The sequence below is a fragment of the Synechococcus sp. 65AY6A5 genome, from assembly GCF_002760415.1.
Taxonomy (GTDB): Bacteria; Cyanobacteriota; Cyanobacteriia; order Thermostichales; family Thermostichaceae; genus Thermostichus.
Window position 1 is genome coordinate 315,665 of the sequence record NZ_AXUW01000002.1, and the last position, 12,969, is coordinate 328,633.

Here is a 12,969-nt window from a genome sequence, read left to right on the forward strand (position 1 = left end):
GCAACGCCCAGATTGTGAGACTCAGGGGCATTGAACCCCTTCGTCTCACCGCCTATCCCCCATCCCGCCAAGCTGCGCTGTGGCGGGAGTACCCCAGAGGTTCTGATGGCAGCTTTTTCCGACCAGCTCGGAGAGAGCGGAGGGGATCCCTTAGAAGTGGAAAAAGCTGTATTCGTCGACTAGGGAGCTGATGAGGGAGCAAGAGCTACTGGAACGACTGCCCTTGGCGCAGCGTCTGGCGGAGTTGAGGGCCCGCATTCAAGAGATCCCGCTGCATAGGGTGCAGTTGGAGGGATTAAATCTGGCGGGAGCAGAGTCCTGCTGGGCCGCCTATCGGGAGCTGGGGCAAGGCGAGATGCCGCTGCTGTTTTTGCACGGCTTCATGGCCACTCACGCCAATTGGTGGCCGCTGATGCAAGGGTTGGGCGACCGATACCGCTGCATCGCCCTGGATTTGCTGGGGTTTGGTCAGTCCAGCCAACCGGCTCTGCGCTACGACATCGCCGTGGAGGTAGAGTTTGTGCGCGGGTTTGTCGAGGCGCTGCGCCTGCCTGAGCCGGTGTTGGTGGGCCACTCTTTTGGCGGCTGGGTGGCGGCGGCCTACGCCATTCGTTACCCCCTGCGGGGGTTGGTCTTACTGGCGCCTGCCGGGATCCGCGACGACAGCTTTGTCAAACGCTACCGGCACATGCGGCTTTTGCTCCGGGAAGGCGCGTGGGTTGATAGGCTGCTGCGAGCCGCCATCCCCCTGGCCCGTTGGGGACGTTGGGAGGAGCGACTGGCTTGGCTGCTGTGGCTGCGGGGATCCCTGCGCCAACAGCCGGTGGCCCGCCAATTTCTCCGCCAGCGCCTGCGCCCCCAAGCTGCCGTCGATACGGTCGAACGTCAGCTTCATGCCATTCAGGTTCCCACCCTAGTAGTTGCCGCTGAGCGGGACGACACCATTCCCCTCTGGCATTGCCAAGCCTATGCGGAGGGGATCCCTGGAGCCCAGCTCAAGATCCTGCCCGGTGCTGGACACGCCATCCCCGCCCTGCATGCGGAGCAGGTGCTGCCCTTGATTCGAGAGTTTCTGGAGAGCTTGAGCCCAAAGCTGGACTAAGGGACGCCGACTCCTCCCTTTAGGCAAGGTGGCTTTCCCGGATTTAGACTAAGAAACCGCCCTCATGCCGAGCTTCTTAGGCCGGCAGACAGAGAACCCCCTCGGCATTTCGGCTGCCTCGGCCCCCCCGCCAAAGGGAGAGGGGAGCGGCAGGCAGCATACAGTTTTGCTACATCTTGCCATAGGCAGCGAGCTATAGACTTGGAGGGAGGTAGGCTGGCAGCGCGGCCGCTTTTTCCGGCAGATCCCTGGGAGGGCAGGAAGGGGAGTGGCGAAGATACCCATCTGGCTGCGGGGAGTGAGCTATGCCATCTATGGCTTTCTCTACCTGCCGATTTTGCTCATTGCTGTCTATTCCTTTAACCGCGCCCGCTTTGGGTTGGTGTGGACAGGCTTTACCTTCGATTGGTACTGGGCTCTCTTTCGCAATGCTGCGATCTGGCAGGCCACGCAAAATACCCTTGTCTTGGCTGGAGTCAGCACCCTGGTGAGCACGCTGCTGGGATCCCTTTTGGGCTATGGGCTGTACCGCTACCGCTTCCCCGGCCAGAAGGCTGTGCAGGGACTGCTGCTGTTGCCGGTGGTCGTCCCCGACATTGTGATGGCCATTACCCTGCTGTTGTTTTACCAGTTGGTGCGCGCCTACACCGGCTGGTTTGAGCTGGGCCTGGGGACGATGGTGATTGCCCACATCACCTTTCAGATTGCCTTTGTGGCCATCGTGGTGCGCAGCCGCCTGCAGCTTTTGGATCCGGCTTTGGAGGAAGCCGCCTACGACCTCTACGCCAACACCTGGCAGAAGCTGCGCTACGTCACACTGCCGCTGGCCATGCCAGGGATCCTGGCCGCGGCGCTGCTGGCCTTTACCCTCTCCATCGACGATTTTGTGATCTCCTTTTTCACCAGCGGGCCCGAAAGCCAGACCCTGCCCATTTTGATCTACAGCACGGCGCGGCGAGGGGTGACGCCGGAGATCAACGCCCTCTCCACCGTGATCGTCGCGATAACCTTGGTTGCCGTGATGGGCTTTCCCCTGCTCAGCCGCTCCTCTAGGGAGAGGGGCCGGGGGTGAGGGATCAAGTATTGAAATAGCGGGCCGCCGGGTGGTAGGCGACGATGGCGGTGGTGGACTGCTCAGGATCCAACTGGTCGCTTTCGTCCATCCTCAGGCCGATGCGCTCCGTCTGGAGCAGCTCCAACAAAACTCGCTGATCGGCGATGTTGGGGCAGGCGGGATAGCCGAAGCTGTAGCGGGAGCCGCGGTAGCCCTGGTGCAGGATCTGGCGGATGTCGGGGCTGTCCTCGCCGCCAAAGCCCAGCTCCCGCCGGATGCGGGCATGGCACCACTCCGCCAAGGCCTCTGCCAGGGTGACGGCCAGGCCGTGGAAATAGAGATAGTCGGTGTACTGGCCCTCGGCAAAGAGGTGCTGGGCGTAGGCCGTGGCCTCTGGCCCCACTGTAACTGCCTGCATGGGGAAGACGTCCACCAGGCCGGTGGAGCGGTCGGCGAAGAAGTCGGCAATGCAGAGGCGCTGGCCGCTCTTCTGGCGGGGGAAGGTGAAGCGGGCCAGCTCCCGCACCTGGGGAGAAAGCCGAGGGCGATCGACGGTGGGCAATTGCAAATAGGTGGTGGAGCCGGGCTCTAGAGCAAACAGCTCGGGGAAGCTGGCCGGGTCGAAGAGGATCACCGTATTCCCTTCCGCCTGCGCCGGGAAGTAGCCATAAACCACCTGCGGGCGCAGCAAGTCCTCGGTAACAATCCGCTCCTTCCAGCGCTCGATCACCGGCTCCACCTGGGTGGCGAGAAACTGGGCAAACTCCTCCGCCGACTGGTCGCGCGGCTTGCGGATCTGCCACTGGCCGGCCACCAGGGCCTGCTTGTCGATGTAGAAGAAGACCTCCGGCCAGGGGATCTGATCCGGCTCGAGAACTTGGGATCCCCAGAAGGGGGGGATGGGCCGCTCGGTATCGAGGGTAACCGCCTCGGAACGACGGGTGTCTGCCCCGCCGTCGCCAGCCGAGACAGCAGGGGCAGGAGCGGCGCCCACGGTCACCTCTGGAGCCGGCAAGGTGGGATCCCTTTCCTCCACGGCTGCCGCAGCTCTCCTCTGGCGGTTGTCAGAGCGGGATCCCAGCTCGAAGTTATCCAGAAAACCCAGCCGGTCATCCCAGCGCCCGGCCGCCTTGGCCTGCATCAGCCGATCCATAAAGTGCAGGTCGGCAAAGGCGTCGCGGCCGTAGATGACTTGGCCCTTGTAGGTCTGGCGGCAGTCTTCTTCCACAAAGCGGCGGGTGAGGGCCGCCCCTCCCAAGATCACCGGCACGGTAATGCCCCGCTCGTTAAACACCTCCAGATTCTCTTTCATAAAGGCGGTGGATTTCACCAACAGGCCGCTCATGGCAATGCAGTCGGGCTTGTACTTTTCGTAGGCCTCGATGATGTTTTCCACCGGCTGCTTGATGCCCAAATTGATGACCTTGTAGCCGTTGTTGGTGAGGATGATGTCCACCAGGTTTTTGCCGATGTCGTGGACATCCCCCTTGACGGTGGCGATCAAGAAGGTGCCTTTGCACACCTCCCCGCCTACTTTTTCCATGAAGGGCTCCAGGTATTTCACCGCCGCCTTCATGGTTTCTGCCGACTGCAGCACAAACGGCAGTTGCATTTTGCCGGCGCCAAAAAGCTCCCCCACCTCCTTCATGCCGTCTAGCAAAAAGGTGTTGATGATCTCCAGGGGGGGGTATTTCTGCAGCGCCTCTGCCAGGGTCTCCTCCAGGCCGATGCGCTCGCCGTCGATGATGTGCCGCCGCAGCCGCTCCTCCAAGGGCAGTTTGGCCAGGGATCCGGTCGCCCGCAGCTCCTGCCCGGAAACCCCCGCAAACAGCTCCGTCAGCCGCGCCAGGGGATCGTAGGTGCAGATGCCCTCAGCGTTGAACTGGCGCCGATCCCAGATCAGATCCCGGCACACCTGCTGCTGTTCTTCCGGGATCTTGCTCAGGGGCAGGATCTTGGCGGCGCTGACGATGGCGGCATCCAGGCCGGCCTGGCGGCACTCGTGCAAAAACACCGAGTTCAAGACCACGCGGGCTGCCGGCGAGAGCCCAAAGGAGATGTTGGAGATGCCCAAGAGAATGTGGGCCTCAGGAAAAGCCTGGCGGATGCGGCGGATGGCCTCCAGGGTAGCCGCCCCGTTGGCCCGGTCTTCCTCGATGCCGGTGGAGATGGGCAAAGCCAGCGGGTCAAAGAAAATCTCGTAGGGCGGGATCCCGTACTCAACGGCCTGGCGATAGGCCCGCTCGGCAATCTGGAACTTCTTCTCGGCGGTGCGGGCCATGCCCTCCTCGTCGATGGTGCCGATGACCACCCCCGCGCCGTAGGTCTTGGCCAGCTCCAGCACCTTGAAGAAGCGCTCTTCCCCATCCTCGTAGTTGGTGGAGTTGAGCAGGCACTTGCCCCCGGCCACCTTGAGGCCGGCCTCCATCTTCTGCCAGTCGGTGGAATCCAGCATCAGGGGAATGGGTATCTGGGTCACCAGCCGCGAGACCAGCTCCCGCATATCCCGCACCCCGTCCCGGCCCACATAGTCCACGTTGACATCCAAGATGTGGGATCCCTCCCGCACCTGCTCCCGCGCCAGGGCCACCAGGCCGTCCCAATCTTCGGCATTCAGCAGCTCCCGCATCTTCTTGGAGCCGCTGGCGTTGAGCCGCTCGCCGATGATCAAAAAAGAGTTCTCCTGCAGGTAGGGCTGAGGGGCATAGATGGAAGCGGCAGCCTGGATGCGCTCGACGGAGCGGCGTTTGGGCCGCAGCCCCCGCACAGCCTCCACCAAAGCGGCGATGTGATCCGGGCGGGTGCCGCAGCAGCCCCCCACCACCGCCACCCCCAGATCCCGCACAAAGTGCTCCAGGTGGAAGCGCAACTGCTCCGGCGTGAGCTTGTAGTGGGCCTTGCCGCCGATGTTTTCCGGCAGGCCGGCGTTGGGGATGCAGGAGATGGGAAAGGGAGAATGGCGGGAGAGGTAGCGGATGTGCTCAGCCATCTTGTCCGGCCCGGTGGCGCAGTTGAGGCCCAGCACATCGATGGGGTAGGGCTCCAGGATGGCCAGCGCCGCCCCGATCTCCGTGCCCACCAGCATCGTCCCCTGCACCTCAAAGGTCAGAGACACCACCAGCGGCAGGCGGATCCCGCGCCGGGCAAACTCCTGCTGCACGGCCACCAGCGCCGCCTTGGTCTGCAGGATATCTTGACAGGTCTCGATGATGAGGAGATCCACCCCCCCGTCGATCAGGCCCCGCACCTGCTCGGCGTAGCTGGCCCGCATCTCGTCAAAACCGATGTGCCCTAGGGTGGGCAGCTTGGTGGTGGGGCCGATGGAGCCGGCCACAAAGCGAGGCTTTTCCGGCGTCGAAAACTCCGCCGCCAGCCGCTTGGCCAGGCGCGCTGCCGCCACGTTCAGCTCGTAGGCTTTTTCCGCGATCCCGTACTCGGCCAAGACGATCGAGGTGGCGCCAAAAGTATCGGTCTCGATGACATCGGCCCCCACCTCCAGAAAGCCCCGGTGTACCCGCTCCACCGCCTCCGGCTTGCTCAGCACCAGGATCTCGTTGCAGCCTTCTAGCTCCGGCCCGCCAAAATCCGCTGCCGTCAGGTTCTGGGCTTGCAGAGAGGATCCCATTGCCCCGTCGAAGACGATCACACGTTCCTGGAGATGCTGCAGGAAGGGATGGGTCATAGGCGGTGCGGCGCTGGCAGGGATCCTTTCCTTTTAAGGTAGTCTGATTTAAGGTAGCATTGAGCCACTTCCCCGGACTAGGCCAACCCAGGGATCCCCTAGACCAGGATCTCAGAGCCGGGACGGGGTGGGGTGAAGTTAAGATTTTCTTCGTCTGCCCCGTTGCTGTTTCCCCAAGGGCGGGCTAATTTAGGGAAGACATTTTGGTGTGAACGGCTACAGTTGCCTGCAGGGATCTTCCTCAAGGTCGCTTGCTGGCGGCTGCAATGCGCTCTTCTCCTTATAGGTTGGGGTGATTGAGGTGCTGAATATCCTGCCCTCTCAGTAAGTGGCCTGGATTGTGCCAGGGGATAGGCAAAGCCAAAGACTTGCCTTTCGAGATCTCAGGAGGTTTTACCCATCAAAACGGGTTTTGCGCCAGTTCGGTTAAACCCTATGAGCGATATCTGCTTCGAGATTGGCCTGAGCGATCGGTTGCCTAGAAGCGGGCGAGCTTGCCCGGCGCAAGTGGGGTTTGGGTCTGCGGAACTTGACTCCCTCCATCTGGCGTCAGGGGCCGCAGCAAAGTTGGAACCTGCTTCCCTCATTTCAGGGCCTAGAACCCCTTAGTCTCCTCCAGTTGTCTGTGATTAAAGTTACGAGGAACTCAGCATGGCTCAAGCAAAGGAATTGGTGCAGTCTGGTCATACGGCTCTTCTCGAACCGGATCTGGAAAGTTCATCCTCCATCCCTCTGGATGCGGACAATGAGGTGGATCCCCTCGAGACGGAACTGGATGCCAGTGACACTGATGCTTTTGATGAGGATGATGAGGACGACGAAGAGTCCCTCGAGGAGGATGCCGATGCTGCTGCCGCCGCTGCCAAGGGCCGTTCCAAGCGCAAAGCGGCCAGCAAGAAAAAACCCTACACCGATGACTCCATCCGCGTCTATTTGCAGGAAATCGGGCGTATCCGCCTGTTGCGGGCAGATGAAGAAATTGAGCTAGCCCGCAAAATTGCCGACCTGCTGGAGCTAGAGCGGGCTCGCGAGGCCGTTTTCCAGCGTATGGGCCTCTGGTCCGACCCAGAGGAGGTACCGGAGACGCTGTGGGCAGAAGAAGTGAAGATGTCCCTGCCCGAATTCCGGCGGCGCTTGCATCGGGGGCGACGGGCCAAAGAAAAGATGGTGCAGTCCAATCTGCGGCTGGTGGTCTCCATTGCCAAGAAATACATGAACCGGGGCCTGTCGTTTCAGGATCTCATCCAAGAGGGATCCCTAGGTCTGATCCGGGCAGCGGAAAAGTTTGACCACGAGAAGGGCTACAAGTTTTCCACCTATGCCACTTGGTGGATTCGCCAGGCCATCACCCGCGCCATTGCCGACCAATCGCGCACCATTCGCCTGCCGGTTCACCTTTACGAGACCATCTCCCGCATCAAGAAGGTCACCAAGCAGCTTTCTCAGGAGCTGGGCCGCAGGCCGACCGAAGAGGAGATCGCCACCCGCATGGAGATTACCATCGAGAAGTTGCGCTTCATCGCCAAGTCGGCTCAGCTTCCCATCTCTCTGGAGACTCCCATCGGTAAAGAAGAGGATTCGCGGCTGGGCGACTTCATCGAGTCGGAAGGGGAAACCCCCGAGGAGCGGGTGGCCAAGGTTTTGCTCCGAGAGGATCTGGAAAGCGTGCTGGAAACTCTTACCCCCCGCGAGCGGGATGTGTTGAAGCTGCGCTACGGCCTAGACGATGGCCGCATGAAAACCCTGGAGGAGATCGGCCAGATCTTCAATGTGACCCGCGAGCGGATCCGGCAGATCGAGGCCAAGGCGCTGCGCAAGCTGCGCCACCCCAATCGCAACAGTGTGTTGAAAGAGTACATCCGCTAGGATCCGGTCTTAGGATGGACTCAGTTGCCGCTGCCAACCGACGTGTGGAGCCTCTTCAGCATGAACCCCAATGAGACGCCGGATCCCAACTTTCCTGAGAAGGCCGACATAGAGGCCAAGGATGTACCTCCGGCCCAGGTGGAGTACCACGTGGAGGAGTTTAAGATCAGCGGGGACGAGCTGTTGGCCAAAATTCGCGAGCTGATCGAGGAGGCCAATGTTCGCCGCATTCTGATCAAAAATGCCGAAGGGCAGACGCTGATCGAGATCCCTCTGGGCGTAGGCGTGGCGGCAGGGGTGTTGGGGGCGGCTCTGTTCCCGGTGTTGGCGGCTGTGGGAGCGATCGGGGCTCTGGTGGCCAAGCTGACCATTGTGGTGGAGCGAACCCTTCGGGATGATTCTTAGCTGATCAACGTTGTTTTGAGCGTCCTGAACAATTGCGGCGCTTCTGGGCAGCCCTGACCTTCTACACTGCCTTGCCTTTGGGGCGGGCGGGCGGGCTACAGTTTGAGGGCATTGCCGCCTGGCTGCCGGCGGTGGGCCTGCTGTTGGGCGGGATCCTCACCCTGGCGGCGCTTTTGCTGCAGATTTTCCCGCCGCCGGTGCGAGCAGCTTTGCTCGTGGCTCTGTGGGTGCTGTTAACCGGCGGGCTGCACCTGGATGGGGTGGCTGACACTGCCGATGGGTTGGCGGTCAACGTCCCCAAAAGCTTTGCCGACGCGGAACGGCCAGCCGTCAACGGGCTATCCCGCCGCCTGCAGGTGATGAGGGACAGCCACACCGGGGCCTATGGGGTGCTCGCCTTGGTGCTGGTGTTGCTGCTGAAATTTGCTGCCCTGAGCAGCCTGCAGGTCTGGCCTCTCTTGCTCTTGGTGCCGGCCTGGGGGCGCTGGGGCCAGTTGCTCGCCATTGTCCTATACCCCTATCTGCGCAACCAGGGATCCGCCCGCTTCCTCAAAGACTCCACTTCCCTGCCGGGATCCCTGTGGCCGGGCACGCTGCTGTTGCTGGCCATCAGCGGGGGGGTGGGCTGGGCCGGGCTCCTGGCTTGGCGGCCTTTGCTGCTTTGGACGCTGGGATCCGCCCTGGGAGCCCTGGCCGTGGGCTATTGGCTCTACCGCCAGTTGGGAGGGCACACAGGGGACACCTACGGAGCTACGGTGGAATGGTCGGAAGCGATAGCCTTGTTGTGGGGATCCCTGCTTGGCCCGTCCTAGCCCCCCTCTCCTTTTGGGATTGGGAGAGGGGCCGAGGGGGAGGGCCTCTAGACTAGGCCAACTTGCTTGGCCAAGCCCAATTGTTGGCGGGCCGTTTGGCAATCCTGCCGGATCTGCTGGATTAAGTCTGCCACACTGGGAAACCGCCGCTCTGGGCGGATAAAGCCTTGCAGCGCCACCTGCACCTCTTGCCCGTAGAGATCGCCTGTCCAATCCAGCAGATGCACCTCAACGGTGTGCTGCAGCCCGGCAAACGTGGGCCGATGGCCAATGTTCATCACCCCAGGCAGGGCTGCCGCCTCAGCAGGCACATTCACCCAAACGCTGTACACCCCGTCGCGGGGCAAAAACTTCTCCGGCGGCAGGCGCAGATTGGCGGTGGGAAAACCCAGCTCTCGGCCTCGCCGATCCCCTGGCACCACCTCTCCGATCAGCCGGTAGGGACGGCCCAAGAGCTCCGTTGCCGCCGCCACCTCCCCCGTAGCCAGGGCAGCGCGAATGCGAGAGCTGCTCACCCGCTCCCCCTTCAGTTGCGCCTCCGGGATCACCTCCACCGGAATGCAGCGCTCGGATCCCCAAGCCTGGAGAGTTTGGGCATTGCCCGAGCGACGGTGGCCAAAGCAGAAATCCCAGCCGACGCTGAGATGGCGAACGCGCAAGCCCTGTTCCAGTACTGTTTGGATAAACTCTTGGGGCGGCTGGCGGGCAAAGGCAGGAGTGAAGGGGAGCAACACCACCTGCTCAAAACCCATCTGCGCCAGCAGAGCCAGCTTTTCGGCAGGGGGAGTGAGCAACAGTTGCCTGCGCCCCGTCAATACTTCTTGGGGGTGAGGATGAAAGGTGAGAACCGTGCGCACCCCCTGCAGGGAGTCGCGAATGGGCTGCAGCACTTTCTGATGGCCCAGGTGCAAGCCATCGAAGTTCCCGATGGCAACGGCGGTGGGTCGCAAGGTTTGAGCCAGGTCAGAAGTTACGTGCACCGCTTGGGATCCCGAACAACAGCTGATTAACCACCGCCCGACAATCTCTACCAGAGGGGCCAAAGCAAAGCCATCAGCCCGCTCAGGCCGGCCACAGCCCACAAGCTACGTCGCAGGCGCTGCAACACAGGGTCGATTTGATAGTGGACGATCAGCCGATGCTGCGCCAGCTCCTCGTCCGATTTCGCGTAGATCGCCCCATCGTACCAGCCACTTTCTTCATAGGGGATCCGCGCCTGCACCAAGCGCCGCCGCACATAGGCCCATCCCAAGTAGAGGTGGAGCAACACCAGGCTGAGCAAGGCATTGGCCCCCAGCACAGACCCAGAGACGAAGTGGCCCCAATCCCCGGCAAAGCTGCCCCAGACCAGCGGCGAAACCGCCAGCACGACCACCCCCCAAACAGCGAAGATTCGCTTGAGATAGGGGATCCACTCCAAAGCGGGCCAGGAAAAAGGAAAGGCCTCCCTCAGCTCTGCATACTGCCGCAGCGGCTGTTGCTCAGCAGGAATGGGATGGGAGGGATCCACCATATGGCCTTAATGTATCTACACAAAATGATACTGGCAGGCCCAGCCCCCCGCCAAGCCCAGCCCAGCCGCAGTTCAACCGAGGAGAAGAGGAGTATCGTATTAGAGTGTGGTCGCATCTACCTCTCGTTCTACCATGAGCGTCCCAGGCGAACCTGCCGCCACCACCGCCCCCTATGTGATCCTGAGAGAGCCGGACGGCAGCCAGAGGAAGTACATTCTCGCCGGAGCGACCGCTTGGACGCTGGGCCGCGATGAAGACAACGCCATCGTCCTGACCGATCCCAGCGTTTCCCGCCAACATGCCCTGCTGCAATACCTGGACAACAACAGCATCTATCTCATCGATCTGGGCAGCCGCAACGGCTCGTTCGTCAACAATCGCCGCGTCAGCATTCCCACCCTGCTGCAAGATGGAGATCACCTCACCCTCGGACAATCCCAGCTCGAGTTCCACAGCGGATCCCTGGCCAGCCCAGAACCCAGTCCTGCGGCCAAACTGTCGGACACCCTGGTTTTGCAAACCCGCTGGCTGATCTCGGTGGCCGTGGTGGATGTGCGCGGCTACGGACAACTGACCCAGCAACTGGACGAGCGCCTCCTCTCCCAGGTGATGGGCGATTGGTTCCGGCGCGGCGGAGATATCATTCAGCAGTACGGCGGCACTGTCGATAAGTACATCGGCGACGCGATCATGGCCGTCTGGTTTCATGCGCCCCAGGCCAATGAGGATCCCTTACAAGCTGAACAAGTGGGGATCGAGCTCGACGTGAAGTCGGTTTTGCGGGCCATGGTGAAGCTGTTTCAGATGACCGAGCAACTGAACGGCGAGTTTCCGCTGCCTTCTCCCCTGCGCCTGGGGGCGGGCGTCAACACCGGCTCGGCCATTGTGCGCCAGGTGGGCAACAACACCCGCCAGGAATACACCGCCCTGGGCGATACGGTCAATTTGGCCTTTCGCATCGAGAGTGTTACCCGCACCCTCAACGCCGACTTGGCCATCAGCCACGACACCTATACCTGCTTGGCGCAACAACTGGGACAGGCAGCTACCTGCTTTGCGCAGCAGGCGGTTCAGCTCAAGGGATATACCCACCCGCACCAGGTGTACTACTGCGATGTGGGGGCTCTGCAGGCCGTTCTCGGCACCTAGACCCCGCATCCCGATAGCTGGGGACGGCTCGCCGGGCCATGGGATCCCGCTGTTCTTCCAGAACCTTCTGCCGCTCTGTCGGCCGATGGGAGGGCAAGGCCCTTTCGACCGCACAAGAGCCCGACTCCTGACTGGGGTGAATCGGTGGTGGCAGAGCTTGATCAGGGGGAAAACCTGCGCAAAAGCTGCGGATCCACCTCGCCCACATAGGTATTCAGCCCGATAGCCGTGGCGATCAAAGCCCCATCCACCTCCACCCGCCGGTACTGGGCGATGGCCTCTGCCAGGGGCACATCCACCACGCGCCGATTTTGCCAGGCCACCATGCGGTCGTACTTGCCCTGGGCGATCAAGTCCACAGCCGCCACCCCAAAAGCTGCCCCCAGCAGACGATCCAAAGGAGAAGGGGTGCCTCCCCGCTGCAGATGGCCCAAAACCATCACCCGCGTCTCGATGCCGGTGCGCAGCGCGATCTCGTTGCCGATGTAATAGCCAATACCGCCGTAGAGAGACTGCCCCAGGCTGTTGGTGTAGGTCACCGGCTCTCCCGACTCGGTGCGAACAGCCTCCGCCACCACCACAATGCTGAAATTGTTGCCCCGCTCTTTGCGGTCGAGGATTCTTTTGCAGACGTTTTCCAGCTTGTAGGGGATCTCCGGGATCAGGATCACATGCGCCCCCCCGGCGATGCCAGCGCTGAGGGCAATGTGACCGGCATCCCGCCCCATCACCTCCATGACCATGACGCGGCTGTGGCTGATGGCCGTGTAGGTGAGCTGATCCAGAGCCTGCACCGCCACGCTCAGAGCCGTATTGAATCCCACGGAATACTCGGTGGCGCCGACATCGTTGTCGATGGTCTTAGGGATCCCGACAAAGTTCCAATCCCCCTGCAAAGCTAGCTGCCGGAGAATGGCCAGGCTGCCATCTCCCCCCACCCCAATGAGCGCATCCAACCCCAGCCGGTGGTAACCCGTGATCACCTCTGCCGAGCGATCCACCAAGCTGCCATCGGGCATGGGATAGGCGAAGGGGTTGCCCCTGTTCACCGTACCCAGAATGGTGCCGCCATAGCGCAAAATGCCCGAAACCCGCTTCACGTCCAGCAGCTCCGCTTCCACCGGTCGCGCCATCAGACCTGCGGTCGCGTTTTTGATGCCGTAAACCTCCATGTCATAGTCGCGGGCCCGCCGCACCACCGCCCGGATGACGGCGTTGAGGCCGCCACAATCGCCACCGCTGGTGAGGATCCCAATTCGCTTCCGTTTCGGCATGGTGCTCTAGGATGAACAGTTTGAACAAAAAAATTAAGAACTTCTTCGCTCCGCAGTTTCGAGCCGACTAGACTCTACTCCTGCAAGTGGCTTACAGCGGGCCCTGGGCCC

10 protein-coding genes are annotated in these 12,969 nt (G+C 61.8%); 6 read left to right on the top strand and 4 right to left on the bottom strand.

Annotation, left to right across the window (positions count from 1 at the left end; all coding sequences use genetic code 11):
* Positions 1–190 precede the first annotated feature (190 nt).
* Together SYN65AY6A5_RS13195 and SYN65AY6A5_RS13200 are read left to right on the top strand one after the other, a co-directional pair.
* Complete coding sequence (locus SYN65AY6A5_RS13195; RefSeq protein WP_228375314.1) at positions 191–1,102, top strand: alpha/beta hydrolase; 912 nt, start codon at positions 191–193, stop codon at positions 1,100–1,102.
* Between the two features lie 268 nt (positions 1,103–1,370).
* Positions 1,371–2,174: an ABC transporter permease gene (locus tag SYN65AY6A5_RS13200; RefSeq protein ID WP_206336834.1), complete on the top strand. Its 804-nt coding sequence runs from the start codon at positions 1,371–1,373 to the stop codon at positions 2,172–2,174.
* Positions 2,175–2,178: 4 nt separating this feature from the next.
* Here the strand turns inward: SYN65AY6A5_RS13200 and metH are convergent, their stop codons facing one another.
* Positions 2,179–5,838 (bottom strand): methionine synthase, encoded by a 3,660-nt coding sequence (gene metH / locus SYN65AY6A5_RS13205; protein WP_099812841.1) that lies wholly within the window; start codon positions 5,836–5,838, stop codon positions 2,179–2,181.
* Between the two features lie 651 nt (positions 5,839–6,489).
* Between metH and rpoD the strand changes: the two genes are divergently transcribed.
* The 3 genes from rpoD to cobS are packed head-to-tail and all read left to right on the top strand — an operon-like array spanning position 6,490 to position 8,921.
* Positions 6,490–7,704, top strand: coding sequence for an RNA polymerase sigma factor RpoD (rpoD, locus tag SYN65AY6A5_RS13210; protein WP_011431207.1), 1,215 nt, complete (start codon positions 6,490–6,492; stop codon positions 7,702–7,704).
* A 24-nt stretch (positions 7,705–7,728) separates the two neighbouring features.
* Complete coding sequence (locus tag SYN65AY6A5_RS13215) at positions 7,729–8,109, top strand: DUF4342 domain-containing protein (RefSeq protein WP_228375312.1); 381 nt, start codon at positions 7,729–7,731, stop codon at positions 8,107–8,109.
* A gap of 32 nt (positions 8,110–8,141) precedes the next feature.
* Positions 8,142–8,921, top strand: a complete 780-nt coding sequence (cobS, locus tag SYN65AY6A5_RS13220; RefSeq protein WP_099812842.1) for an adenosylcobinamide-GDP ribazoletransferase — start codon at positions 8,142–8,144, stop codon at positions 8,919–8,921.
* 47 nt (positions 8,922–8,968) lie between these two features.
* Here the strand turns inward: cobS and SYN65AY6A5_RS13225 are convergent, their stop codons facing one another.
* Both SYN65AY6A5_RS13225 and SYN65AY6A5_RS13230 read right to left on the bottom strand, forming a co-directional pair.
* Positions 8,969–9,901, bottom strand: a complete 933-nt coding sequence (locus tag SYN65AY6A5_RS13225; RefSeq protein WP_099813328.1) for a bifunctional riboflavin kinase/FAD synthetase — start codon at positions 9,899–9,901, stop codon at positions 8,969–8,971.
* Positions 9,902–9,948: 47 nt separating this feature from the next.
* Positions 9,949–10,434, bottom strand: a complete 486-nt coding sequence (locus SYN65AY6A5_RS13230; RefSeq protein ID WP_099884720.1) for a CGLD27 family protein — start codon at positions 10,432–10,434, stop codon at positions 9,949–9,951.
* A 133-nt stretch (positions 10,435–10,567) separates the two neighbouring features.
* Between SYN65AY6A5_RS13230 and SYN65AY6A5_RS13235 the strand changes: the two genes are divergently transcribed.
* Entirely contained in the window at positions 10,568–11,584 is a 1,017-nt protein-coding gene (locus tag SYN65AY6A5_RS13235; RefSeq protein WP_011431202.1) for an adenylate/guanylate cyclase domain-containing protein, read from the top strand.
* 161 nt (positions 11,585–11,745) lie between these two features.
* On the opposite strand, the gene SYN65AY6A5_RS13240 is transcribed toward SYN65AY6A5_RS13235, so the two are convergent.
* On the bottom strand, positions 11,746–12,858 hold the full coding sequence (locus SYN65AY6A5_RS13240) for an ATP-dependent 6-phosphofructokinase (protein WP_099812844.1): 1,113 nt from the start codon (positions 12,856–12,858) through the stop codon (positions 11,746–11,748).
* Between the last annotated feature and the right edge of the window lie 111 nt (positions 12,859–12,969).

Excerpts from the sequence above, each read along its gene's own strand:
- SYN65AY6A5_RS13195 (WP_228375314.1), top strand. The coding sequence starts at position 191 with ATGAGGGAGCAAGAGCTACTGGAACGACTGCCCTTGGCGCAGCGTCTG.
- metH (WP_099812841.1), bottom strand. The coding sequence starts at position 5,838 with ATGACCCATCCCTTCCTGCAGCATCTCCAGGAACGTGTGATCGTCTTC.
- rpoD (WP_011431207.1), top strand. The coding sequence starts at position 6,490 with ATGGCTCAAGCAAAGGAATTGGTGCAGTCTGGTCATACGGCTCTTCTC.
- SYN65AY6A5_RS13230 (WP_099884720.1), bottom strand. The coding sequence starts at position 10,434 with ATGGTGGATCCCTCCCATCCCATTCCTGCTGAGCAACAGCCGCTGCGG.
- SYN65AY6A5_RS13235 (WP_011431202.1), top strand. The coding sequence starts at position 10,568 with ATGAGCGTCCCAGGCGAACCTGCCGCCACCACCGCCCCCTATGTGATC.
- SYN65AY6A5_RS13240 (WP_099812844.1), bottom strand. The coding sequence starts at position 12,858 with ATGCCGAAACGGAAGCGAATTGGGATCCTCACCAGCGGTGGCGATTGT.